We start from the raw sequence: 23,768 nt of genomic DNA, 5'->3' as shown, positions 1-23,768 counted from the left end.
GGTCGCAGAATCACAGTGCGGTCTATTTCCTGGATGCAGCGTCTTCAATGACCTTCGCGACTTTATCGGGATGAGAGACCATCACGACGTGAGACGCGCCTTTAACCACAACCGTCTCTTTCGAGCCCGCCCGCTCCGCCATCCATGCGAGCGCTGCCGGCGGTATGTTCTTATCCGCGTCACCATAGACGAACCAAGACGGGATCTTCCTCCAGCTCGCCGCAGTCGAGGCCTCGCCAAGAGCCTTATCAGTGATGGGGCGCTGTGTTGCGGCCATCAGCTTGCCCTCCGCCTTGGATACATCTGCAGCGAATTGATCGTGAAACGCGCTCTGCTTGATGTACAGGTCCTTTACTCCACCATCCAACGGGACGGGCTCGTCAAGGGTCGGTGCGAGCGTGCTTCCCGGAAACTTACCTGAAAGCGCAACGGCGGTTTCTCCGACATCAGGCGCGAAGGCCGCGACGAAGACGAGCGATTTGACGTTGGCGCTGTCTGCTGCTGCCTCATTGATGACTGAGCCACCGTAGGAGTGACCGACGAGAACAACGTCCGTCTTCAGTCCCGCCACCACTTTGCGCACGTAATCGCCATCCGACGTCACGCTTCGAAGCGGATTAGCAACCGCCACCACTGGATATCCATCCTTTTCCAAACGTGTAATTACGCCATTCCAGCTGGAGGCGTCGGCGAATGCGCCATGGACAAGTACGACCGTCGGCTTCTCAGCCGCGTAGGCATTCAAAAAGCTTCCCGCCACGATAGCGGCGGCGGCGACAAACATCTTCAACATAGCTTAACTCCTTTTGTATCGCGTACGATTATTTAATGCACAATCTTGTTGTAAGCAAGTCCCGGAATCGCTGTTCACCTCGATTTGAAGATCGCGGTGAGCCATTGAGGCCGCATGCATTGCTCAGACCAGACCCGGCAACTATGCCGGTCTATTGCCACATCCGGCTCGAACTCGACAAAACTCTTGCGATTCCGCGGGGCCTGGCCACTTGTCGTATTCAAAGGCGCCAGGGCTCCAATTGCAGCCAGGCGAAAGTTCAGTGGCAGATCAGTTAATCCCCTGCCGGCCGGGAGATAAACCGCACAGCCTACTCCCCCATCGATTGGTAGAGCCAGTCGGATAGCTTTACGGTCGCCACCCGCGCACCTGCCTCAGGAAGCAGCGCGTCTTCAGTCAATTCAACCCCGAAATACGATGCGGATGAATCCGTCACCACCTGCCGCTCATCCTCATTCGCGGTGAGATAGATCCGGGCGATTTCGTCGATACCGAATTGTTCCGGGCCGCTGATTTCGGCGATATCGTCCAACGGCGCTCCGACTGCCAATTCCGCCAGCAATGCGGCGACGTCGCTCGCGGCGACCGGCCTCATGAACGCCGGGGGCAATCGAAACACATCGCCATCAGCACCGGTATCGATCAATCCGCTGATGAACTCGTAAAACTGTGTGGAGCGGAGAATAGTATAGGGTCGGCCTGAAGCCCTGATGAGATTTTCCTGCACCATTTTCGCGCGAAAATAATCGCTTTCCACGAGACGAGGCGTGCCGACAACAGAGAGTGCAAGATAGTGCCTGACGCCAGCCTCGGTCGCGGCCGCGAGCAAATTCTTCGTCGAAGCCTTGAAAAAATCCAATGCAGCACGGTCGCCGAATGATGCGGCATTGGTCACATCGACAATGACTTCGGTTCCCGCCACGGCCGCTTCGAGACCCTTGCCCGAAACTGTATCGACACCTAGCGACAATGATGCGGCCATTACCTCGTGACCTGAGCGGCGCAAGTTCTCGCTGAGCCGCGTTCCGATAAGGCCGCTTGCTCCAACCACCGTGATTTTCATATCAGCATCCTCCATCGCATGCCGTCTTCCCAAAACCGCGGCACCCTTTCGGGCGACATGCATTATAGATAGCCGCCGAGTTGCGCGGCGCGAACGGCGACACAATGACCGGAAAGCCAGACCCCTTCCACTATGTAAGAGGTCTAGCGGCTTAGACTTGGGATATAGCGGAGCCATCCCGAAGGTTAGGAAGACCAATCGGCAAGACGGAACGACATGCCGGTCTTCGTTCGCGCCGAAAATTCCGACCTGGCGCGGCGGCTACATCCCCGCGCAATGCATGGGTTTCCATGAGTTGCGGTTGCAATGTGGCGGGGTTACGGTTCGAATATGAGCCCGCCAGACCCGAAATCGAGAACAACGACGGTACGAAACGCTGACGATCCCCTGACTTTGTCTGTCCTGCAGGAACAGCTGATGATCAGCGTCTGGTCGCACCGCCCCCAACTCCTGCACCTGGGGCTCTTTATTGCGGCCTATGTGCTGGCCTGCGGATTCGCGCAGTCGCTCGCGATCGTCCCTGGAACAGGTATTTCCATCTGGCCAGCAGCGGGGCTTTTCATCGCGACACTTGTCGTCGCATCCGGCTACAGCTGGCCTTGGTGGGTGCTGGGAGGCTGCCTGGCTGAATTGTTCAGCAATTTCCTGTGGTTCCACAGCCCCCTGCCTGCGGCTTTCCTGATCTACATCGGCAACGCCCTTGAAGCGGCTGCCGGGGCATGGCTCGTCAACCGGACCTTGACGCGGCCAGTTCGGTTGGAAACCTTGCAGGAAGTTCTCGCATTCGTCGTACTGGGGGCTGGGATTGCGCCCATCGTCAGCGCGACTGTGGGAAGTGCGACCCTGGCGTGGTTTGGCATACAATCGCAATCCTTCGCAACGGCTTGGCCTCTATGGTGGATCGGGGACGCCACCGGCGTCCTGATCGTAGCGCCGCTGGCACTGGTCGTGTTTCACAGCTGGCGTGGCAAGACCCGGCTCTCGGCCGCGCAATGGGTGGAAGCTTGCGTCCTGGGACTGATCTTTCTCGGCGTTGCCGCTCTTTCTCTGAGCGGCTACCTCCCATTCGCGTATATCATCATGCCGCCTCTTCTTTGGGCTGCGGTTCGCTTCGAGTTCAAAGGCGCTGCCGTATCCTTGGCTCTCCTCGCCCTGATCACGGCGCTGTTCACGATAACAGGCACCAGCCAGTTTGCCGGCGATCCCGAATCCCAGAAGCACAAGCAGGTCATGCTGCAGCTTTTTCTGGCGATCTCGGCATTTTCGGCGCTCATCGTGGCCGCCATATCCCGGCAGCACCAGCTGGCAGTGCTCACATTGCGCCAAAGTCTGGATACGCTGCGCGACCGCGAGCGGGAACTCTCGCAGCTCGTGGATATGGTTCCGAGCCACGTTTGGCGTCTGACCCCCGACGGTGAGCCGACCTTCTTCAACAAACGGATGGTCGATTTTCTCGGCCTCGATGTGGCGGATTTCGACAAGCCCGGCATGAGCCGGCTGGAGGCCGTCCTCGAGGCCACCGTTCATCCCGAGGACGCGGCGGGGTTCGGAGATGCCCTTCGCCATTGCCTCGTTACCGGCGAAAGCTTCGCCATGCGGTATCGACTGCGCCGCGCCGACGGCCTCTATCGCTGGATGTCGAGCCGTGCCGAACCGATGCGGGATCAGTCGGGGCGCATCGTTCAGTGGTACGGCCTTTGTCACGACATCGACGATCAGGTTCATGCGGAAGAGGCTGTGCGGCGGAGCCAACAACAGCTTCAGCAGATCATAGACGCCGTGCCGGTCCGCATCTGGAGCGTGGAGCCTACCGGCGGGTCGTTCTATTTCAACAAGCGATATCAGGACCATTTTCGCTCCGTTATCGCCGATTTCGACGCTCTCGGTGAGCCGCGCATCGACGATCTGCTGCAGCAGCTGGTTCATCCCGAAGACGCTCCCGACGTTCAGCGTACGCTCAGGAACTGCTTCGAAACCGGCGGCGGCTGCGCGATGCGATTTCGCTGGCGCGAAAAGGATGATGTCTACCGCTGGGCAGAGTGCCGGGTGGAGCCGCGGCGCGACGAAAACGGAACGGTCGCGGAATGGTATGGCGTTTCTCTCGACATCGACGATGAGGTGCGTGCGCTGGAGGCGTTACGCGAACGTGAGCGGGAGCTGTCATTGCTCGTCGATATGGTCCCCGTTCATATTGCCCGCATGGCGCCCAGCGGCGAGCCGACCTTCTTCAGCAAGCGTACCCTGGAATCCATCGGGGTGGACGACGTCGCGGCTTGGGACAAGCCGGACGTCAGCCGCTCAGCGGCCATCATCGGGGCGACAGTCCATCCCGAGGATGCACCCCGCATGAGAGAGGTGCTCAGCCATGCCCTCGCCACCGGCGAACCCTACACCATAAGGTATCGTCGGCGCCGTGCGGACGGCGAATATCGCTGGATGGAGGGTCGCGCAGAACCATTGCGGGATGAAAACGGAATTATTCTACAATGGTACGCTGCTGCACTCGACATCGACGACGAGGTGCGCGCGCAACAGGCCCTACGAGAGCGGGAACGAGAGCTGTCACAGCTCGTCGACATCGTTCCGAGCCTTCTCTGGCGGTTGGATTCGCAGGGCGAGCCGACTTTCTTCAACAAACGGCTGATCAATTTTCTGGGACTGGACGTTGCCGATGCAGACAAGCCCGGCATGAACCGTCTTTCCGCCATCATGGAAGCCGCCGTCCACCCTGACGATGCGGAGAGCCTCGCCGAAGCGCTCGACCATTCCTTCGTCACCGGCGAGCGCTTCTCCAAGCAATATCGCCTGCGGCGCGCCGACGGCGTCTACCGCTGGATGAAAGGCAGCGCCGAGCCTCTGCGGGACGAGAGCGGCCGGATCGTCCAGTGGTACGGTCTGACGCATGATATCGACGATCAGCTGCGCGTCGAGGACGCGCTGCGAGAGAGAGAACGCTCGCTCTGGCAGATCGTCGAAACGCTGCCGGCAATGATCGATTGCGCGGCGCCTGATGGAGAACCGGTATACCGCAACCCTCAGCTCCGCGACTTCCTCGGATATAATCTCGAAGAGCTGGACGGAACGGGGAAAACCCGGCTGGACGGCACACTCGATGCCGGTGTTCATCCCGACGACGTGGCGGGGGTCAAAGAGAACTATGCCCATTCATTGTCCACCGGCGAGCCCTATGCGCGCAGGCATCGTCTGCGGCGGCACGATGGTGAATATCGCTGGGTTGAGACGCGTGCGGCGCCGATGCGCGATGCCGACGGCATCATCGTCCAGTGGAATGTCATCTGCCTTGATATCGACGGTGAGGTTCGGGCCGAGGAAGATTTGCGTCAGGCGCGAGAAGGCCTTGCACGGGCGAGCCAGGTGGCGAGCCTCGCCGAGCTTTCGGCCTCGATCGCGCACGAGGTGAACCAGCCGCTCGCGGCCGTCGTGGCCAACTCACATGCCTGTCAGCGCTGGCTCATGGCCGAACCGCCGAATATGGAGCGGGCGCAGAGGACGGTGGAGCGCATCATCCGGGACGCTAACTCAGCGGCAGATGTCGTCAGCCGTATCCGCGCATTGTTCAAGCAATCCGCAGACCGCAGGGTCCACACGACGCTCTCCGGCGTCGTCGACGAAGCGCGCAACCTCATGGCCGACGAAGCGGCGCGCAGGCGCGTTCGGATCGACATGGGCATTGAGGGCAACCTTCCGCTGGTCGCAATCGACCGCGTCCAGATCCAGCAGGTGCTGATCAATCTCATCCGCAACGGCATCGAGGCGATGGACGCCGTTGCAGACGACAGGGTGATCGAGATCCGTGTGCAGCATATGGGGAATGCCGTCCGGACCGAAATCAGCGACCACGGCCCGGGCATCGAGTTTCCCGAGAGGATGTTCGAGCCGTTCTTCACGACGAAAGAAAATGGCATGGGCATGGGGCTGGCGATCTGCCGCTCGATCGTCGAGCTGCACGGCGGACGGTTGTGGGCCGAGAAGAACAATCCGCGCGGAGCGACGTTGATCTTCACCTTGCCCATAGAAACGAAGGCGGCGCCATGACAGCCGATGACCATATTGTCTTCATCGTCGATGACGATGGACGCATTCGGGAAGCCCTCGGCGAGCTGCTGGAATCGCATGGCATGCGCGCCATCGCCTTCGAGTCAGCCTGCGATTACGTCAGAGCGGACAAGCCGGATGTCCCCGCCTGCCTCATCCTCGATATCGAGCTGCCTGACATCAACGGCCTGGATCTGCAGAAACAGATCGCCGACAGGGACCATCCGCCGATCGTCTTCATCACAGGACACGGCGACATCCCCTCCTCCGTGCGTGCGATCAAGCATGGCGCGGTGGATTTCCTGACCAAACCCTTCAGCGACGCGGACCTGATGGCGGCAATTCACGCGGCGATCGCTGAGGATCGGGAGAAGAGATCGCAACGCGCCGAACTCCACATGCTGAGGCAACTCTATCTCGACCTGACGCCGCGAGAGCGCGAGGTGCTGCCGCTCGTCGTCAGCGGTCTTCTCAACAAGCAAGCAGCAGCCGAATTGGGGATCAGCGAAGTGACGCTGCAGATCCATAGAAGAAATGTGATGCAGAAAATGGCGGCGGCATCGCTCGCCGATCTCGTCCGGATCGCGGAGAGATTGGAAATACCGATAACCCACTCGCGCCGAGTGGGAGGGAATTGAACATGAACAAGACAAGACACGTCGTGGCAATTGTCGATGACGATCCAAGGCTGCTTGAATCGATGGGCGACCTTCTGGAATCTGCGGGTTATGTGGCTCGCAGCTTCTCGTCGGCGGGCTCGCTGCTCGTCAATGGGCTGTCGGACCTCGACCTGCTCATCACCGATATCGGAATGCCTGGCATCGACGGCTTCGAACTTCGCGACCTGGTGAGGAAATCACGGCCGGAGCTGCCGGTATTCCTGATCACGGGCCGCCACGAGATAGCAGATCAGGGCCGCGCTCAAGGCGTGGGCGGATTTTTCCGCAAGCCTTTCGATGCCCAGGCCCTGCTGGCGGCTATCGCCAACGCTTTGCATAAATCGACAGATGGAGGGTAACATGAGAGTTGACCAGCCGTTGCTGCGGAAATCGGCGCCGTTATCATTGCAGTGCAGTTACGAAGAGAACCAGCCGCTCGTCATTATCGTCGATGACGACGCCTCCGTTCGCGAGGCGCTATCGGAGCTGATCCTGTCGGCTGGCTTCCAGTCGACCAGTTTTGCCTCGACCCGCGAACTGCTTGACGCCGATATCCTGGATTGCCCCGGCTGCCTGATCCTCGATGTGCGCATGCCGGGAGCAAGCGGCCTCCACCTGCAGCGTCATCTGGCGGAAAAGGGCATATCCAAACCGATCATCTTCCTGACCGGGCATGGCGATATTCCGATGACCGTCCAGGCGATGAAGGCCGGCGCCGTGGATTTTCTCACCAAACCGGTGCGGGACCAGACGCTGCTCGACGCCATCACAGCGGCCATTGCGATGGATGCCGAACGAAGGGCGGAAGCCGCGGTCGCCGAGCGCAATATCAAGCGCTTGGAGACGCTGACGCAGCGCGAGCGCGAGGTTCTGCATGAAGTGGCGCGCGGACGCCTCAACAAGCAGATCGCCTTCGATCTCGGCATCAGCGAAGTGACGGTCAAGCTGCATCGCAGCAATGTCATGCACAAGATGGAGGCCGCCTCCATCGGCGAATTGATCCGAGCGTGGGAAACACTGCCCATGCAGATGCGCCAGGCTGGCGCGCGCTAATCATCGACGCGCGCTTCAAGTCATTGATTTATGCTTTTAGCCGCGTGTCTTTCAATGGTGGAAGATACCGGCCTCGAACATCATCTGCGACCGCTGTCCATTTGAGGCGAGTCGTATCCGATTTGCGCCAAAAAAAGCGATGCGGCGCCGGCAATGGGTTTCGGTCTCGCTCTCATGCGGTAATCCTAAATTAAAGCTCGGGGATATGACCTGGTGCCCAGCTTTGGTTACCTAAAGGAGATCTCGCCGTGAACAATCAATCGTCAACCGCGCCTTCCCCTGAAACCAACGCCTTCGAAAACGAAGCAAACTTCTTGTCGGCTATGGGGAATGCCAAACGGCTTCACATTCTGCATCTGCTGGCCGAGGGAGAAATGTCCGTGAGCCTCCTGGCCGACGAGGTGGGATTGAGCCAATCTTCGACGTCCCAGCATTTGGCAATTCTTCGAGAACAGGAACTCGTGCAGACGCGAAGAGCTGCTCAGACGATCTACTATTCACTTCAATCCGGCGCGGCCAGGGCAATGCTCGATACGCTCGCTGACATCTTCGGATCGTACCGTCGCACCGAAGTAGAATGTGTCCGAGCCCTGGGCACCCAATAAAAAATACGAAACGTCGATCCTACGCAGCTGATGGTTGGCGCCGCGGCAGCGAAGAGCAGCGCAATGGCGAAGAACGCGGTTTCGAGGAGATGACTGCGGCTTGAGTGTAAGCGCCAAGTCCCGCGATGCCTCGCCGACATGCCCCTCGAACACATCGATCCCTGATGTACGTTTGATGTACCCCTCCTAGACCACCGTGTGATTACGCCTCCATTGCGAATGGAGATAATGAACCACATCAGGAACGGAACAGTCAGGACGAAACGACCATGAGTATGGACAACACCTCATACCCCGGCAGACTGGAACCCGGCGAGCTGGTTCCGTCGCGCTATGCGCTTGATATCGGCGAGATTGACGTAACGGCGGTCAGCGATGGGATGCGAGCGCTGCCAGGCGCGATGTTGGGCCACAACGCTGGCCCGGCCGTCCGGGCGGACGGAGGCGATCATGGACGTATATGAGGCAGTCAAAAGTCGACGATCGGTGCGCGGGTTCAAAGACAAGCCTGTGGAGAGGGAGGTGCTTGAGCGTGTGCTGTCCGCCGCAGCTTGGTCGCCGTCAGGATCGAACATCCAGCCGTGGAACACCTACGTGATGACCGGCGCGCCGCTGGCTGAGCTCAAGACGTCCGCCGTCGAGCGCGTGGCCCATGGCGACGCCTGGGACAAGCGGCAGTACGAGATGTACCCGCCCGCACTGAAGTCCCCCTATGGGGAGCGCCGGTCCGCCTTCGGCAAGGAGCGCTACAGCGCGCTCGGTATTGCGCGCGAGGATTGGGAGGCGCGCCAGCGGGCAGCAATCGCCAACTGGAACTGTTTCGGCGCGCCCGCCGCCCTGTTCTGCTACATCGATCGTGACCTGGGCCTGCCCCAATGGGCCGACGTCGGCATGTATCTGCAGACGGTCATGCTGCTGCTCCGCGCCGAAGGTCTTCACAGTTGCCCGCAGATGGCGTGGTCGCAGGTTCGCGAGACGGTCGCGGAGGTCCTGTCACCCCCGGACGGGCTCATCCTCTTCTGCGGCATGTCGATCGGGTACGAGGACCCCACGGTCAGTTATGCCCGTACAGGCCGCGCCCCGCTCGGCGAGACGGTCACGTTCCTCGGCGAATAGTGACTTGCCATCATCATGCGAGATATTGGAGAACGCCATGACCACGCATAAAGTAGGTTATCTCATTGGCAGCCTGGCCAAGGGCTCGATCAACCGCAAGCTCGCCAAGGCGTTGGTGCGGTTCGCCCCGCCGGAACTTGAAATGTCGGAGATATCCTTCAAGGACCTGCCGCTCTACAGCTACGACTATGACGCCGACTACCCTCCGGCTGGCAAGGCATTCAAGGCGGCAATCGCAGCCGTCGACGCCGTGCTGTTCGTCACGCCTGAATACAATCGATCCATACCCGGTGGGCTGAAAAACGCAATCGACTGGGCGAGCCGCCCCTACGGCACCAACTCGTTCACACGTAAGCCGTCAGCGGTGATCGGCACGTCGCCGGGCGCGATTGGCACGGCAGTCGCCCAGCAGAATTTGCGCAGCGTGCTCAGTTTCTGCAACTCTCCCCAGATGAATGCCCCGGAAGCCTACATCCAGTTCACGCCGGGGCTGATCACCGATGACGGCGAGGTCACGAAAGACACCACCGCCGATTTCCTTCGCACTTTCATGCAGGACTTCCATGTCTTCATCGCAAGAGTTCGCTCAGTGTTGCCGAAAGATGCCTAGAAGCGTCGCCCTGCGGGAGCTGGCGGCGTCCACCCGGGCGGCCAGCTCCTGTTTTTAAAGGGGGCAATGCCCTCAGGCGAAGGCGTAGGAGCCGTCGGGCCGCTTCGGCACGCGCCGCTGCCAATGGATGTAGCCTTCCTCTTCCATTGCCTTCTCGTCCATTTCGACGCCCCAGCCGGGCCGGTCGGGACGCAGCTCCAGATAGCCGTCCTTCGGCAGATAGGGATCGACGACGTAACGGGTTTCCCCCTCCCGCTTCTCGATATCGAGGCCGCCATAGACGTAGGCCTGTCCCTTTGGCAGCCGGTATTCGAGGATACGGAAATTCTGTGCCGCCGCCGAAAAATGAACGTTGACCGCCGTCGCCAGCGGACCCATCGGGTTGTGAGGCGCCACGCCGACGAAGAAGGCTTCGGCGAGAGTGGCAATACGGCGCATTTCGCTGATGCCGCCGACGACGCAGATGTCGGGCTGGATGAGGTCGGCGCCCTTGACCTGCAGCAGGCGCAGGAACTCGTTTCTGTTATAGAGCGACTCGCCAGTCGCCAGCACGCAATTGAGCCCCTGTTTCAGATCGCCCCAGGCCTCGATATTTTCAGGACGCAGCGGCTCCTCGAAAAACAGGGGGTCGTAGGGTGCCAAGGCATTGCCGAGTTGCCTTGCGGCGATCGGCTCGAAAATCTTCGCATGGGCGTCGAAGGCGATCTCGTATTCGTCATTGACCGTTTCGCGCAGCGAGCGGAAATAATCCGCCGAGGCTTTGACGACATTGCCCCAGCGATTGGAGTGCATGTCGATACGCCAGGGGCTGAGCTTGAAGGCGGTGAAACCCCACCCTTCCTTCAGACGATCGAACTCGTCGCGGGCCGCCGGTGCATCCGGTGCGGTATAGACCCCGGCATAGACCTTGATGCGGTCGCGCACCTCGCCGCCCAGCAGCTTGTAGACCGGGACGTTTGCCGCCTTGGCGGCGAGGTCCCACAGGCAGTGATCGAGCGCGGAGATCGCGGCAAGGCCGAGCGCGCCCGGCGGGAACCGGCTTTGCTGGATCAACAGATTGACGAGATAGTCGACGCGTGTCGGATCCTGGCCCGATAGAAATTCGTAAAGATAATCCAGGAGCGGCGGAAGCGCCTTGTCGGGGCCGTGATTGTAGCATTCGCCCCAGCCTGTTAGCCCGTCATCGGTGTCGAGCGCGACGATCACGCGGGGACGGTCCTTGTCTCGGGTCATGAAAACCCGCATGCGGTCGATCTTCATCTTTCTGTCCTTCTAGCGATTGAAATAGGTGCGGCGTGACAGGCGCGTCTGCACGTAGAGATGCTCGTTGTCGGTTCCGGGATTGTAGGCACCGGCACTTTGCGGCACCGAGACATTGCCGTTGCTGGGGAAGCGCGCCACGAAGGCCTCGTCGATATCGCAGCCAAGTCCCGGACCATCAGGAACGGCGATCAAACCGCCGACCTGTTGCGGATGCGGCACGATCGTCTGGCGGCGGCCGTCCCAGTCATCGTCGAGGCGCTCGAGGATGAGGGCGTTCGGGATCGCCGCAAGCAGATGCAGAGCCGCATATTCCGCCACCGGCCCGAGCGAGCCCGAATGCGGCGCCATCTGGATATGATGCGCCTCGGCCATGGCAGCGATCTTCTTCATCTGGGTGATGCCGCCGGCCCGGCCCGTGTCCGGCTGGATCACGTCCACCAGCTCCTTTTCGATGAGCTCGCGCTCGCCGAAGATAGTCGCCGAACGTTCGCCGGCCGCAAGCGGCACATGCGCTGCGTCGCGGATGCGCCGGTAGCCGTCGAAATTCTCCGGCGCGATCGGATCTTCCACCCACATCAATTCATAGGGTTCGAGCGCCCGAACCAGCCGGCAGGCATCCGCAGGCGTCAGCCACGGCGGTCCATGCAGATCGATGGCGATGTCCATGTCGTCGCCGACGGCGTCACGCAACGCGGCGACCTTGCGGACCGGATCGGCGACACCGCCGCATTTGATCGCCTTTATGCCGCGCTCTTTGAGGGCAAGCGCTCGCTCGGGCGTATTCGCATGCGAATAGATCGGAATCCGGTCACGCACCTTGCCGCCGAGCAGCATCCAGACAGGCACGCCGAGCGCCTTGCCCTTGATGTCCCAAAGCGCCATGTCGATGCCGGTCATCGCACCGCCTCCGACCGTCCCGAGCATGCCATGGCCCATCATGGCGATATGCATCTTCTGCCACAGCCGTTCGATATGGGCCGGATCTTCGCCCACGAGGAGTGGGGCGAGATCATGGATTGCCGTCTCGACGACACGCGGCCAGCCCGAGCATTCACCGATGCCGGTAATGCCCTCATCGGTATCGATCTTCAGAAAAAGCCAGTTTCTGGTGCCGCCAAACTGCTTGGAGGCGCCACCGCCGGAACGTTGGTCGGAAGCCCAGTTCGCGGGGTCGGGCTGACCGACATGCATGAGAAAAGTACGGATCCCGGTGATTTTCATCGCTGAAAAGTTCCATTTTTCAGAATGTCCGGCGCGACGTAGCGGAAACGCCGCGAATGATCGCGATCGCGCGGATCGGGGCGCGGGATCGCTGATATGAGCGCCTGCGTATAGGCGTGCTCGGGCGTGCGGCAGACCTTCTCCGCATCGCCAATTTCGACGAGCTGGCCTTTGTACATGACGCCGACACGGTCGCACATGTAGCGGATAACGCCGATGTCATGGCTGATGAAGATATAGGCGAGACCGAGTTCGTCCTGCAGGCGCATCAACAGATCGAGCACCTGCGAGCGCACGGAGACGTCGAGCGCCGAGGTTGCCTCATCGGCAACGATGACACGCGGATTGAGGGTGATGGCTCGGGCAATGCCGATGCGCTGGCGCTGGCCGCCGGAGAATGCGTGCGGGTAGCGTTCGCGCGCCCTCGGATCGAGGCCAACCTGCTCCATCAGATGGCAAACGCGCTCCTCCAGCGCCCGCCCCTTTGCGACGCCATTGACGAGCAGCGGCTCGCCGATGATCTGGGAGACGGTCATGCGCGGGTTGAGGGAGCCGAAAGGATCCTGAAACACCATTCGCAATTCCCGCCGTGCGGCAGCAAGCGTCTGACCTTTTGCCGTTGCCAGATCGATGATGTCGCCGTCGGCGCGGCGATAGAGGATTTCACCTGCAGTCGGATCGATCAGCCGCATGATAGATCGGCCCATCGTCGTCTTGCCGGAGCCGCTCTCGCCGACGATGCCCAGCGTTTCGCCCGGCAGAAGCGAAATGGAAACATCGTCCAGCGCTTTCACCTCGCCGAAATCCATCGATACATTGCGGAGTTCGAGGATCGGTGGCGCCGTCGTGTCGAGCGGCGGGCGCGCCAGCCGGATTTCGGCCTTTGCTTCCAGCTTCAGCACCGAGCCGATCAGCATGCGGGTATAGTCGTCTTGCGGCGCATGAAAGATCTGCTCGACTGGCGCATATTCCTTGGCGACGCCGTCATGCATTACGAGTACATCGTCGGCGATCTGCGCCACGACGCCCATGTCATGCGTAATGAACAGAACGGCCATGCCCTTGGCCTTCTGCAGCCTTGCAATCAGGTCGAGAATTTCGGCCTGGGTCGTCACGTCGAGGGCCGTGGTCGGCTCGTCGGCGATCAGCAGCTGCGGTTTGCAGGCGAGCGCCATGGCAATCATAGCGCGCTGACGCATCCCGCCGGAATATTGAAAGGCATATCGATCCAGCGCTTTATCAGGCGAGGGAATTTCGACCTGCTTGAGCAGCGATATGGCTTCAGCGCGCGCCTCTGCCTTGCTCATCCTGGTGTGAAGGCGAAGCGCCTCGACGATCTGGTTGCCGACCGTGTGGATCGGCGACAGCGACGACATCGGCTCCTGGAAGATCATGGCGATGTCGCGGCCGCGGATCGATCGGATCTGACGCCCGCGCGGATTGAGGCTGGTCAGATCGATCGAGCCGCCGTCCTGATCGTTCAGTATGATCGATCCGCCGGATATGCGGCCGGGCGCATCGACGATCTGCAGGATCGATCGCGCCGTCACCGACTTGCCGGAACCGCTTTCGCCGACGACACAGAGCGTCTTGCCCGGCTCGATCGAGAAAGAGAGATCGCTAACGGCGCGAAAGACGCCGGTGCGCAGAGGAAACTCGACCGTCAGATTTTTCACCTGGAGCAGCGGCCTGCCGGCAATGGGAACGATATCGGTCATGCCGGCCTCATTTGTTGTAGGGATCGGCCGCATCGCGCAGGCCGTCGCCGAGAAGGTTGAGCGCCATCACGGCGACCACGACGGCACAGCCCGGCATGAAGAGCCATGGCGCGGTGGCGATCGAGCGAATGTTCTGGGCCTCGCGCAGAAGCACGCCCCAGGAGATGGTCGGCGGCTGTAGACCAAGCCCGAGGAAGGAGAGAGAGGTTTCGGCAAGGATCATCGCCGGCACCGCAAGCGTGATCGACGCGATGATATGGCTGGCAAAGCTCGGCAGCATGTGGCGAAAGATGATGCGCCTTTCGCGAACACCGTCGAGCCTGGCGGCGGCGACGAATTCCTCGGTGCGCAAAGACAGGAAGCGGCCGCGAACGACGCGGGCGAGCTGTGCCCAACCGGTCAGCGACAGGATGATCGTGATCATCATATATTGCAGCGTCGCAGGCCAGTCCTGTGGCAGCGCCGCGGCCATTGCCAACCAGATCGGGATCGTCGGCAGCGACAGCACGAAATCGATCACCCGCTGCAGGAAGAAATCGATGCGGCCGCCGTAATATCCCGAGATGCCGCCGAGCACGATGCCGAGCATCAACGAGAAGAAGACACCGACGAGGCCGATCGACAACGAGATCTGCGAGCCCTGGACCGTTCGGCTGAAGACATCGCGCCCAAGCCTGTCGGCGCCGAACAGAAGCAGCGGCGTCGTCTTGTCAGGCGAGGCGATCAGATGGATGTTGGTCCTGAACAAGCCGAACACCGAATATTCGTAGCCGCGCCCGAAGAACTGGACGTCGACACGTTTTGTCGTGTCTTCCTTGAAGATGGCGGCCAGCGTTTCAGGATCGCGGGTCAGCTTCATCGGATAATAATGCGGGCCGAAGGAGAACCCGTTCTGCGTATCGATCAGATGCAATCTCTGCGGCGGGTGAAAAGTCGCCCGCGCATTTTGCAGGTTCGGATCGTTGATGGCGAAGAAGCCGGGAAGCAGGGCGACGATATACATCAGCACGGTGACGACGAGCGCCACCATGGCCAGCCGATGCCGGCGGAAAGCCCACCAGATGAGCTGCCACTGCGACGCGACGGCGGCGCGATCCGGCGGAATGTTCGTGACGGTGATGTCGGCCATATAAGGCTCCTATTCCAACCGGATGCGGGGATCGACCAGCGCAAGCAGGATGTCGCTGATCAAAGAGCCTATCAGCGTCAGCGCGCAGATCAGCAGAACGAAGGCGCCGGCGAGATACATGTCCTGGGCCATCAGCGCCTGCAGCAGCAAAGGTGCTGCCGTCGGCAGATTGAGGACGATGGCGACGACGACCGAGCCGGAAATGAGGTTGGGCAGCAGCCAGGCAATCGTCGAGATGAACGGATTGAGCGCGATCATCAGAGGATATTTCATCAGCAGCCGGAACTCAGAGAGACCTTTTGCCCGTGCCGTTGTGACGTAAGGCTTCGGCAGCTCATCGAGCATGTTCGCGCGCATGACGCGGATGAGGCTCGCCGTCGAGGAGACGGCAAGGATGATGACGGGAAGCCAGAGATGCGAGAAGAGGTCGACCATCTTGGCGAAGCTCCAGGACGCGTTCTCATATTCCGGCGAAAAGAGCCCGCCGACATCCTGTCCGAATTCGACCGCCGCGACATACATCAGCACCAGCGCCAGCAGGAAGGACGGAACGGCCAGGCCGAAAAAGGTGAAGGCAGTGAAGAAATAGTCGCCGATCGAATATTTGCGCACCGCGGAATAGACGCCGATCGGCAGTGCGATCGCCCAGGTAGCGATCAATGTCGACAGAGCCAGAACGAGCGTCAGCGCCATACGCTCCCAGATCAGGTCAGAGACCGGCTGCTGCCATTCGAAGGAAATGCCGAAATCGCCGCGTGTAAGAATGCCCCATATCCATTTGAAATATTGGATGAGCATAGGGTCGCCGAGGCCAAAGCGCTCGCGCAACTGCGCCGCTGTGTTCTGATCGACGATCTCGTTGGAGGCTGCCAGCGTCGCAATATAGGTCGTGACATAATCCCCCGGCGGCAGCTGGATCAGCACGAAAGCGAGGAAGCTGACGGCAAACAGCGATGGAATCATCCATAGGAAGCGTTTGGCGATAAAGACCAGCATGAGGCGCCTCTTGCATTGAACGCCGCCCACCTGGCCTTGTCGGCCGTCAGGACCGGCAAGGCATCTCGGAGGGCGAACTGAAAGAAAGCGCCGTACCGTCGGGCACGGCGCTTAAGACGAAAATCAGCTCGTGAAGGTGAATTGCTGCGGCATTGCAGGGCCGGGATTGGGCCAGGACCAGCTATCCGGCTCCTTCTCGGGAACATTGCGCAGATTGTTGCGGATGATGCCGAAACCGCCGACAGCAAGGCAAAGGCCGACGGTCTCGAACTCCTCAGCCGCGATGTCGAAGATCTGCTTCATGATCGCGCCGCGTTTGTCGAGATCAGCCGTCGAACGTGCTTCGTCGAAGAGCTTCATGCGCTTCTTCTGGCTTTCCGGCGGTTCTTCGCCACGTGCACCGTTGGAGGTGTACCAAAGCGTCCACGGAATGGCGTAACGCGAGCCCTGCGGATGGAAGGCGAAGAAATCGCGCGGGTCGAGCATCGGATCGAGACCGCCGGGGCCTGGCCATACCGCCGCATCATGGGCATTGTCGTCGCCGCGGGTGTAATAGAGCGCCCGCTCGATCGTGTTGACCTTCATGTCGATACCGATCTGGGCCCAATGCGTCTTGACCAGTTCCAGGGCATCGACGAGGTCGGGATAGAGCGTCGGAATGACGTCGATCGAGAAGAATACTTTCTGGCCGTCGGGCCTCAGCCGGAAACCGTCGCCGCCTTTCTTGTAGCCGGCCTCATCGAGCATCGCGCCTGCCTTGTCGGCGTCATATTCAGTGAACTGGCGTGCGTATTTCTCGTTATACCAGGGATGGGTCGGACGCGGCCCAGCCTGGTAGGGCTCGCTCTGTCCGAAATAGACGATGTCGATGAGTTCCGGGCGATTGATGCCGATCGAGAGCGCTTGCCGGAACGCCTTATCCGCAAACATCTTGCGCATGGCAGGATCTTTGTGGGTGATGTTGAAGTAGATCTGGCACTGTTGCGAGGCCGAAGGCACGAGCGTCAGCAGCCGATAATCGCCTTTCTCCATGTTCTTGGACAGCGTCGGCTTGTTGGCCAGAACGCTGATATGGCGTTCCTGGATGTCGATCTTTCCCGAGATGACATTCAGCATCAGCGATTCGACGTCCTGCGAGATGCCGAAGTTGATTTCATCGATGTAGGGAAGCTGGTTGCCCTCGGTATCGACCTGCCAGAAATAAGGGTTGCGGGTCATGACGACGCGCGTCGCGCCACCGGCATAGGGCTCCTTGATCACCCATGGATCGAGTGTCGGCTTGTCGACATTACCCCATCGCGACGGGATCTCGATGTCGCCGCAACGGCTGCGGAACAGCTCCGTCCAACTGGTGACGCCGGCCTTCTTCGCATCGGCCTCGATATTCGGATTATATTTCGGCAGGAACTGGCTGCAGTAGTGCTTCGGGAACAGCGTCGGATGCTGACCAAGCGGCGTGGCGAGGTTTTCCAGATAAAGCGCGTTGGCGGCCGCAAAGGTGAACTTCACCGTATAATCGTCGATCTTCTCGACGGTGACCGGCTTGCCGGCGACCGCAAGCTGCGCCGGTGTCGAGCTGTAAAGCTCGGTGTTCTTGACGCAATCTTCGATCGCGAAGACAACGTCATCGGCCGTAAAGGGATGACCGTCCGACCAGCGCACGCCTTCGATGAGATGGAACGTGAATTGCGTTGCGTCATCGCTGACTTCCCAGCGTTCGGCAAGGTTCGGCTGCACGGCGGTAAAATCGAGGTTCCAGCGCACGAGGCTCTGGTTGCCGACCATGCGCAGGATGCCGTTATGGTCGGATGAACCGCGAAGGCCTCGGCGCAGCGAACCGCCGTAGGTGCCGACTTTCTCGAACGGCGTCACGACCATCGGCTTTTTCGGCAGGCGCTCGGCGAGCGGCGGCAGCTTTCCATCCTTGGCGAGTTGCGCAAGTGCTGGCGCTTCGCCACCTGCGGCAGAGACGCGACCGGCGATAGACAGCGCCGCGACACCAGCCATGCCGCCAAGTACGGCGCGGCGGGTGACACCACGCGACAGTATTTCATTGGCCATCGAATTCCTCCCTTTTGTGCCGGCGCAGCCTTTGCCCCGGCCGATGCGGCGGGCTCCCGACCCGCCGCTGCGCCCTCCTCGGCGCTACGACCTGAACCATAGACACGTTCGCAAATGATTACAAGAGTTGACAGATAATTACAAATTTTGTAGCGATGCAGCATCGAAATACGATGTTGTGCCGCTGAAATACGGCCAGCAGGATCAAAAACGTTCGATCTGTCAGATGCTGTGCGCCGCCCTGAACATCATGGTCGGCGACAGCCAGGGTGCGACCGTCAACGCCGTCGCATGGCGTCGAGAGACGAGAGAAAAGGACCAGAATGACATTTACGGTCGATGCCGTTTCGAACAGGGGCGCAACGCGCTTCAGCGACATCATCTACGAGAAGATCGTGGGGATGATCGCCGACGGCAACTTTCCGGTGAACGAACGACTGCCACCGGAGACGAAGCTTGCCGCAGATTTCGGCGCATCGAGACCCGTCGTGCGCGAAGCGCTTGAACGCTTGAGAGCCGACGGCTTGGTCGTTTCGCGCAAGGGTTCCGGTTCCTATGTCAGGCAAAGGCCGGATTCGTCGATGCTGAAAATGGTGCCGGTCGGCTCCTTGGCCGATGTCCAGCGGTTCTTCGAATTCCGCGCCGGTCTCGAAGCCGAGGCGGCGGAGCTTGCCGCACGGAACTGGCAGCCGGCCGACAAGGAGCGGATAACGGCAGCGCTTCTTTCGATCGAACAATGCCTGCGCAACGGAGAGCTTGGTGCCGAGGAAGACCAGGCTCTGCATGACGCAATTGCCATGGCGACCGGTAACCAGTTCCACATCACGCTGCGCGAGTGGTTCAAGCCGCATTTCGCCATCGGGCATTCCGTTACGAGAAGCTTGAGCTTGAAGCGGACGCCGGAACAGATCCGCAGCGTCCAGGACGAGCATGCGGTGATCGTCGAGGCAATCTTCGCGCACCGGGAAACCGAAGCGCATGATGCGATGAAAAAACACATACTGAATGCTCGCGCCCGCATGTTCCAAGGCGTGTGAGCACAATGGGAGGAGAAATGATGAAACGGGTCGCCATGACGGGTGCTGCCGGACGTGTAGGAACTCTGCTGCGCCCGCTCCTTCGGTCGCATGTCGAGCACCTCAGCCTGATCGATCTCCAGGAGCCTGACGAGCTTGGCGAAAACGAGAGCTTCCTAAAGGCCGATCTTACAAAGCTCGACGAGGCGACGGCTGCGCTGAAGGATGTCGACGGTGTGGTTCATCTCGCCGGCATTGCAAGCGGCATCGACATGAACGCCATTCTGCACGCGAACGTGCTTGGAACATACAATCTTTACGAAGCGGCGCGGACCAACAAGGTCCAGCGGGTCGTCTATGCATCGAGCAACCATGCCACGGGCTTTTATCCGCGCGGCCAACTCGTGTCGCCGCTCGACCCGATGCGCCCCGACAGCCCTTATGGACTTTCCAAATGCTGGGGCGAACTTGTGGCGGGGCTGTATTACGACACATCAGGCATTCGCTCTCTTTCCATCCGCATCGGCAATGCGGGCACCTATCCCAACAGCGAGCGATCTGTTGCGATCTGGATCAGCGCGCGAGACCTGGCGCAATTGGTCAGGATCGGCCTGTCGCACCCGTTGATCGCAGCAACGGTGGTTTATGGCGTTTCTGATGCCGAGGAGATCTGGTGGGACAACGGTCTGGCGGCACGATTGGGCTACCAGCCACAGGACCGGCCGCGCGATCACGCCCGCATCGAGGAGGGATCCGAAGGGCCGGTCGCGCTTGCGTTCCAGGGTGGCGGGTTCTGTGAGATCAATCACGACGGCACCATCCGCATGCGCGACGCCGAGGGTCTGGCCACGAGCCTGGAGACAGTTGAATGACGGCCCCGCTAGTCATCCGCCCGGACGTCCGTTCCGTGATCCAGCAGCCGCTGACGGTTGGTGAATCGCCGGTATGGGACGAGGAGACCGGCACTTTGTGGTTCGTCGATATTCAGGCGCCGGCGCTCGTCCGGCTCTCGGGTTCAGGAAAGATCGACCGCTTCGACATGCCGACAGCAATCGGCGCCCTCGGGCTTTGCCGCGATCACAAGATCGTCGTGGCGCTTCAGACGGGCGTCCATCTCTTCGATCCCGCCTCTGGAGATTTTGAGCTCGTGTCCGATCCAGTCGGGCGACACATCAACTGCCGCCTCAATGACGGAAAGGTCGGCCCCGACGGGCACTTCTGGATCGGCTCGATCAGCGAAGCCAAGCCGCAGATCGATGATGCCGCACTTTACCGCGTTAGCGCCGATGGCCGCACGCGGACCGTTGCAACCGGACTGACGAGCTCCAACGGCCTTGCCTGGTCGCCGGACGGCCGGCGGATGTATCACTCCGACAGCCGGCAATGCTTCCTGCAGGCATTCGACTTCGATCCTGATACGGGCGACCTCGGCGATGGGCGCCGGCTTCGCAGCTTTACGGAAGACGAGGGTCGTCCGGACGGAGCGACAACCGATCGCGATGGGTTCTACTGGAGCGCCGGCGTTTCTGCCGGTCGCCTCAACCGAATATCGCCCGAAGGCGAAATCGTCGAGATCTACATTCTGCCGGTCGCGGCACCGACAATGCCGTGTTTCGGAGGGCCGGATCTGCGCACCCTCTTTGTCACGAGCCTGTCGACGGACCGTACCGGACGTTTCGAGGCGGGGACGGTCATCGCCTTCGACGTGGATGCAAAGGGCCTGCCGCCCTTCCGCTTCGGGACCGGTCACCCTCCGGGATGACAGCGAGCCTCCCTTCGAAATGACAGCGAATAGATGGAAAGATAACGGGGAAGAAAGATGAGCATCGCAACCATGCGCAAGGCGCTTACAGGCGTATCGGGTGTTCCGGTCACCGCCTATGACGGCAAAGGTGAAGTCGAACCTCGGATCACGGCGAAAGTCTATGAGCGGGTCGCGGCAGCCGGCATTCACAACATTGTCGCTGCCGGCAATACCGGGGAATTCTATGCTCTGACGCCGCAAGAAATCAGGATCGTCCATGAGGCGGCGGTTTCAGGCGTCAACGGCAAGGCGCCGGTGACGGCGGCAATCGGCCGATCGCTGCGCGAGGCGATCGGCATGGCGAAAGATGCGGCCACGATCGGCGCATCCGCCGTCATGTCGCATCAGCCCGTCGATCCTTTCGCAGCACCTTCGTCCCAGATCGACTATTTCTGCAATCTTGCGGATGCTTCCACCCTGCCGCTCATCGCCTATGTCAGGGCCGAGGGTTTCAGTGTCGAAGATATCACCCGTCTCGCAAATCACTGCAATATTGCCGGCATCAAATTTGCCACCACCGATCTGATGCTGCTGTCCAGAGCGATCGCTGCAGCCGATCCGGCCGGCGCACTGTTCGTCTGCGGCCTGGCGGAGAGCTGGGCGCCGACATTTACGGCTGCGGGCGCGCGCGGCTTCACATCCGGTCTCGTCAATGTCGCGCCGCACCTGTCGCTTGCCGTTCACGATGCACTCGAAAGAGGAGACTTCGGCGCGGCAAGGGCTATCGTCAACCAGCTTGAACCGTTCGAGCGGATGCGGACCAAATTCCGCAATGGTGCGAACGTGACTGTCGTCAAGGAGGCCGTCACCTATTCCGGCCTCGATGTCGGCCCCGTGCGCGTGCCGGGATTGCCGCTGCTCGATCGGCATGACCGCGAGGAACTCCATCGGCTGCTTCAGCGCTGGGATGCCGCCGGCAACAACCAGATCCATCCACACCAGCAGGATTCCGCAAAGGCGGCCGGCTGAGTTCGACACTATTTCCACAAACAACAGGATTGGGAGGTCTTGAGATGTTGAGACAGGTACTGACGACGATCGCAATTACCGGCGCCATGATGACGGCGCAGCCCAGCTTGGCGGCGTCGCCGCCCAATATGCTGGTGATCGGCACCAATCTCACGGGCATAAGGACGCTCGATCCGGCGCAGAACAACGCCCGCACGGTTTCCGAACTGATTTCGAACATTTACGACAACCTCGTGCAGCTGTCGCCGGACGACCTTAAAACGTTGAAGCCGATGCTCGCGACGCAATGGAGCGTCTCGGCGGATGGCAAGATTATCACGCTGACATTGCGCGATGATGCGGTCTTCCAGAGCGGCAACAAGGTGACGGCCGACGATGCGGCCTGGTCGATCCAGCGCGTCATCAAGATGGGCCAGGTCGGCTCCACCGACGTCGCTCTCTGGGGCTTTACACCCGACAACGTCGAAAAGCTTGTTCGGGCAAAGGACGAGCATACCCTCGAAATCGAGCTGCCGCAGGCTGTGAACACCGATCTGGTGCTCTATTCGCTTGCCGGCTCATCGATCGGCATCATCGACAAGAAGACGGCACTGTCGCATGAGGCAAATGGCGACTTCGGCGGTGCATGGCTTTCTGCCAATTCCGCCGGCAGCGGCCCGTTCGCTCTGACGCAATGGCGGCCGAACGACGTTGCGATCTTCAACGCACGGAAGGACTATTGGGGCGGGGCGCCGGCCATGGCTCGCGTCGTCGCCCGGCACATTCCAGAATCCGGCAACCTCAGACTGCAGCTCGAAGCCGGAGACGTCGATGTCGGCCAATACCTAGCAAGCGGCGACCTCGACGCCCTGTCCACCAAAAAGGACATGGTGATCGAAAGCGTTCCGGGCCTCGGTTTTTATTATATCGCGCTCAACCAGAAGGACCCGGATCTGCAGAAGCCGAAGGTTCGCGAGGCCTTCCAGCATGCCTTTGACTGGAAGGCGATCTCCGGCAACATCATGCGCTATACCGGCTTCCCCTGGCAGTCGATGATCCCGCGCGGCATGATCGGTGCCCCTGAGGAAGCTGCCTCACGTTACGATTACGATCCTGCCAAGGCCAAGCAACTGCTGGCGGAAGCCGGCTACCCCAATGGGCTGAAGAAGGTGCTCAATCCGTCAGGTGCGCCGACACTGCCCTTCGCCGAAGCGCTGCAGGCGAGCGCCCGCGCCGCCGGCCTCGATCTCGATCTCGTGCCAGGCGAATTCACGCCGGCCTTCCGCGAGCGAAAATACGAAGTGCTGCTTGGCAATTCCGGCGCCCGACTGCCTGATCCTTTCGCGGTAGCCACGCAATATGCCTACAATCCCGACAATAGCGACGAGGCGCGTCTCGGCAGCTATTATCTTTGGCGCACAGGCATGAAGGTGGACGAGCTCAACACACTCGTCGACCAATCGATGAAGGAGCGCGATACCGGCAAGCGCACGGATATCTTCAAGAAGATGGACGGCATTTACAGCGGCATGGCCTCGCCGCTCGTCATCTTCTTCCAGCGAACCGACCCTTATGTCATGCGCGCCAACGTCAAGGGCTATCATGGGCACACGACATGGTCGACGCGCTGGCATGACGTGACCAAGGAGTAGAACGC

At 60.6% G+C, this 23,768-nt stretch carries 20 protein-coding genes; 12 read left to right on the top strand and 8 right to left on the bottom strand.

Going from position 1 to position 23,768, the window contains the following annotated elements; translation table 11 throughout:
* Positions 1–22 precede the first annotated feature (22 nt).
* Together AC1D2N_RS18970 and AC1D2N_RS18965 are read right to left on the bottom strand one after the other, a co-directional pair.
* Positions 23–793, bottom strand: coding sequence for an alpha/beta fold hydrolase (locus AC1D2N_RS18970; protein ID WP_130729639.1), 771 nt, complete (start codon positions 791–793; stop codon positions 23–25).
* A gap of 310 nt (positions 794–1,103) precedes the next feature.
* A complete protein-coding gene (locus AC1D2N_RS18965; protein ID WP_130729638.1) occupies positions 1,104–1,856 on the bottom strand; it encodes an SDR family oxidoreductase in 753 nt (250 codons plus the stop codon).
* A gap of 417 nt (positions 1,857–2,273) precedes the next feature.
* Here AC1D2N_RS18965 and AC1D2N_RS18960 point away from each other — a divergent pair, with 417 nt between their 5' ends.
* The 7 genes from AC1D2N_RS18960 (at position 2,274) to AC1D2N_RS18930 (ending at position 9,955) form a co-directional block, all read left to right on the top strand.
* On the top strand, positions 2,274–5,912 hold the full coding sequence (locus AC1D2N_RS18960; RefSeq protein ID WP_130729637.1) for a PAS domain-containing protein: 3,639 nt from the start codon (positions 2,274–2,276) through the stop codon (positions 5,910–5,912).
* Complete coding sequence (locus tag AC1D2N_RS18955) at positions 5,909–6,550, top strand: response regulator transcription factor (protein WP_130729636.1); 642 nt, start codon at positions 5,909–5,911, stop codon at positions 6,548–6,550. The genes AC1D2N_RS18960 and AC1D2N_RS18955 overlap by 4 nt, the downstream gene beginning before the upstream one ends.
* Positions 6,551–6,552: 2 nt before the next feature.
* Entirely contained in the window at positions 6,553–6,930 is a 378-nt protein-coding gene (locus AC1D2N_RS18950; protein ID WP_018516604.1) for a response regulator, read from the top strand.
* Between the two features lies 1 nt (position 6,931).
* Positions 6,932–7,624, top strand: coding sequence for a response regulator transcription factor (locus AC1D2N_RS18945; protein WP_130729635.1), 693 nt, complete (start codon positions 6,932–6,934; stop codon positions 7,622–7,624).
* A 248-nt stretch (positions 7,625–7,872) separates the two neighbouring features.
* Positions 7,873–8,229, top strand: a complete 357-nt coding sequence (locus AC1D2N_RS18940; RefSeq protein WP_018245798.1) for an ArsR/SmtB family transcription factor — start codon at positions 7,873–7,875, stop codon at positions 8,227–8,229.
* A 450-nt stretch (positions 8,230–8,679) separates the two neighbouring features.
* Positions 8,680–9,345, top strand: a complete 666-nt coding sequence (locus AC1D2N_RS18935) for a nitroreductase (RefSeq protein WP_018245800.1) — start codon at positions 8,680–8,682, stop codon at positions 9,343–9,345.
* A 37-nt stretch (positions 9,346–9,382) separates the two neighbouring features.
* Positions 9,383–9,955 carry an NADPH-dependent FMN reductase gene (locus AC1D2N_RS18930; RefSeq protein ID WP_130729634.1) on the top strand — a complete coding sequence of 191 codons (573 nt, stop codon included), beginning with the start codon at positions 9,383–9,385 and terminating at the stop codon, positions 9,953–9,955.
* A 72-nt stretch (positions 9,956–10,027) separates the two neighbouring features.
* Here AC1D2N_RS18930 and AC1D2N_RS18925 read toward each other — a convergent pair whose 3' ends face one another.
* From AC1D2N_RS18925 to AC1D2N_RS18900, 6 genes are all read right to left on the bottom strand, one after another.
* The gene (locus AC1D2N_RS18925) at positions 10,028–11,215 is read right to left on the bottom strand and encodes a galactarate dehydratase (RefSeq protein WP_018245802.1); all 1,188 of its coding nucleotides are present in this window, start codon (positions 11,213–11,215) and stop codon (positions 10,028–10,030) included.
* A 12-nt stretch (positions 11,216–11,227) separates the two neighbouring features.
* Positions 11,228–12,439: a mandelate racemase/muconate lactonizing enzyme family protein gene (locus AC1D2N_RS18920; protein ID WP_130729633.1), complete on the bottom strand. Its 1,212-nt coding sequence runs from the start codon at positions 12,437–12,439 to the stop codon at positions 11,228–11,230.
* Entirely contained in the window at positions 12,436–14,157 is a 1,722-nt protein-coding gene (locus AC1D2N_RS18915; RefSeq protein ID WP_477981761.1) for an ABC transporter ATP-binding protein, read from the bottom strand. The genes AC1D2N_RS18920 and AC1D2N_RS18915 overlap by 4 nt, the downstream gene beginning before the upstream one ends.
* Positions 14,158–14,164: 7 nt before the next feature.
* Entirely contained in the window at positions 14,165–15,286 is a 1,122-nt protein-coding gene (locus tag AC1D2N_RS18910) for an ABC transporter permease (RefSeq protein ID WP_017967395.1), read from the bottom strand.
* Positions 15,287–15,295: 9 nt separating this feature from the next.
* The gene (locus AC1D2N_RS18905; protein ID WP_018245806.1) at positions 15,296–16,282 is read right to left on the bottom strand and encodes an ABC transporter permease; all 987 of its coding nucleotides are present in this window, start codon (positions 16,280–16,282) and stop codon (positions 15,296–15,298) included.
* Between the two features lie 123 nt (positions 16,283–16,405).
* Positions 16,406–18,343 (bottom strand): ABC transporter substrate-binding protein, encoded by a 1,938-nt coding sequence (locus AC1D2N_RS18900; RefSeq protein WP_018245807.1) that lies wholly within the window; start codon positions 18,341–18,343, stop codon positions 16,406–16,408.
* A 323-nt stretch (positions 18,344–18,666) separates the two neighbouring features.
* Here AC1D2N_RS18900 and AC1D2N_RS18895 point away from each other — a divergent pair, with 323 nt between their 5' ends.
* Genes AC1D2N_RS18895 through AC1D2N_RS18875 form a run of 5 tightly spaced genes read left to right on the top strand, consistent with a single transcriptional unit; the run spans position 18,667 to position 23,763 of the window.
* Positions 18,667–19,380: a FadR/GntR family transcriptional regulator gene (locus AC1D2N_RS18895; RefSeq protein ID WP_020493434.1), complete on the top strand. Its 714-nt coding sequence runs from the start codon at positions 18,667–18,669 to the stop codon at positions 19,378–19,380.
* Positions 19,381–19,400: 20 nt separating this feature from the next.
* Positions 19,401–20,231, top strand: a complete 831-nt coding sequence (locus tag AC1D2N_RS18890; protein WP_026188708.1) for an NAD-dependent epimerase/dehydratase family protein — start codon at positions 19,401–19,403, stop codon at positions 20,229–20,231.
* A complete protein-coding gene (locus AC1D2N_RS18885) occupies positions 20,228–21,121 on the top strand; it encodes an SMP-30/gluconolactonase/LRE family protein (RefSeq protein ID WP_018245810.1) in 894 nt (297 codons plus the stop codon). The genes AC1D2N_RS18890 and AC1D2N_RS18885 overlap by 4 nt, the downstream gene beginning before the upstream one ends.
* A 57-nt stretch (positions 21,122–21,178) precedes the next feature.
* On the top strand, positions 21,179–22,132 hold the full coding sequence (locus AC1D2N_RS18880) for a dihydrodipicolinate synthase family protein (protein ID WP_130729631.1): 954 nt from the start codon (positions 21,179–21,181) through the stop codon (positions 22,130–22,132).
* Between the two features lie 44 nt (positions 22,133–22,176).
* Complete coding sequence (locus tag AC1D2N_RS18875) at positions 22,177–23,763, top strand: ABC transporter substrate-binding protein (protein WP_130729630.1); 1,587 nt, start codon at positions 22,177–22,179, stop codon at positions 23,761–23,763.
* Positions 23,764–23,768: the final 5 nt, after the last annotated feature.

The organism is Rhizobium sp. P1_B8, from assembly GCF_056406515.1.
Note: the sequence above shows the minus strand (reverse complement) of the source record. Positions and strands in the feature narration are given on the sequence as shown.

Coding starts and splice junctions, on each gene's coding strand:
- AC1D2N_RS18970 (WP_130729639.1), bottom strand. CDS start 793: ATGTTGAAGATGTTTGTCGCCGCCGCCGCTATCGTGGCGGGAAGCTTT.
- AC1D2N_RS18965 (WP_130729638.1), bottom strand. CDS start 1,856: ATGAAAATCACGGTGGTTGGAGCAAGCGGCCTTATCGGAACGCGGCTC.
- AC1D2N_RS18960 (WP_130729637.1), top strand. CDS start 2,274: ATGATCAGCGTCTGGTCGCACCGCCCCCAACTCCTGCACCTGGGGCTC.
- AC1D2N_RS18955 (WP_130729636.1), top strand. CDS start 5,909: ATGACAGCCGATGACCATATTGTCTTCATCGTCGATGACGATGGACGC.
- AC1D2N_RS18950 (WP_018516604.1), top strand. CDS start 6,553: ATGAACAAGACAAGACACGTCGTGGCAATTGTCGATGACGATCCAAGG.
- AC1D2N_RS18945 (WP_130729635.1), top strand. CDS start 6,932: ATGAGAGTTGACCAGCCGTTGCTGCGGAAATCGGCGCCGTTATCATTG.
- AC1D2N_RS18935 (WP_018245800.1), top strand. CDS start 8,680: ATGGACGTATATGAGGCAGTCAAAAGTCGACGATCGGTGCGCGGGTTC.
- AC1D2N_RS18930 (WP_130729634.1), top strand. CDS start 9,383: ATGACCACGCATAAAGTAGGTTATCTCATTGGCAGCCTGGCCAAGGGC.
- AC1D2N_RS18925 (WP_018245802.1), bottom strand. CDS start 11,215: ATGAAGATCGACCGCATGCGGGTTTTCATGACCCGAGACAAGGACCGT.
- AC1D2N_RS18920 (WP_130729633.1), bottom strand. CDS start 12,439: ATGAAAATCACCGGGATCCGTACTTTTCTCATGCATGTCGGTCAGCCC.
- AC1D2N_RS18915 (WP_477981761.1), bottom strand. CDS start 14,157: ATGACCGATATCGTTCCCATTGCCGGCAGGCCGCTGCTCCAGGTGAAA.
- AC1D2N_RS18910 (WP_017967395.1), bottom strand. CDS start 15,286: ATGGCCGACATCACCGTCACGAACATTCCGCCGGATCGCGCCGCCGTC.
- AC1D2N_RS18905 (WP_018245806.1), bottom strand. CDS start 16,282: ATGCTGGTCTTTATCGCCAAACGCTTCCTATGGATGATTCCATCGCTG.
- AC1D2N_RS18900 (WP_018245807.1), bottom strand. CDS start 18,343: ATGGCCAATGAAATACTGTCGCGTGGTGTCACCCGCCGCGCCGTACTT.
- AC1D2N_RS18895 (WP_020493434.1), top strand. CDS start 18,667: ATGACATTTACGGTCGATGCCGTTTCGAACAGGGGCGCAACGCGCTTC.
- AC1D2N_RS18890 (WP_026188708.1), top strand. CDS start 19,401: ATGAAACGGGTCGCCATGACGGGTGCTGCCGGACGTGTAGGAACTCTG.
- AC1D2N_RS18885 (WP_018245810.1), top strand. CDS start 20,228: ATGACGGCCCCGCTAGTCATCCGCCCGGACGTCCGTTCCGTGATCCAG.
- AC1D2N_RS18880 (WP_130729631.1), top strand. CDS start 21,179: ATGAGCATCGCAACCATGCGCAAGGCGCTTACAGGCGTATCGGGTGTT.
- AC1D2N_RS18875 (WP_130729630.1), top strand. CDS start 22,177: ATGTTGAGACAGGTACTGACGACGATCGCAATTACCGGCGCCATGATG.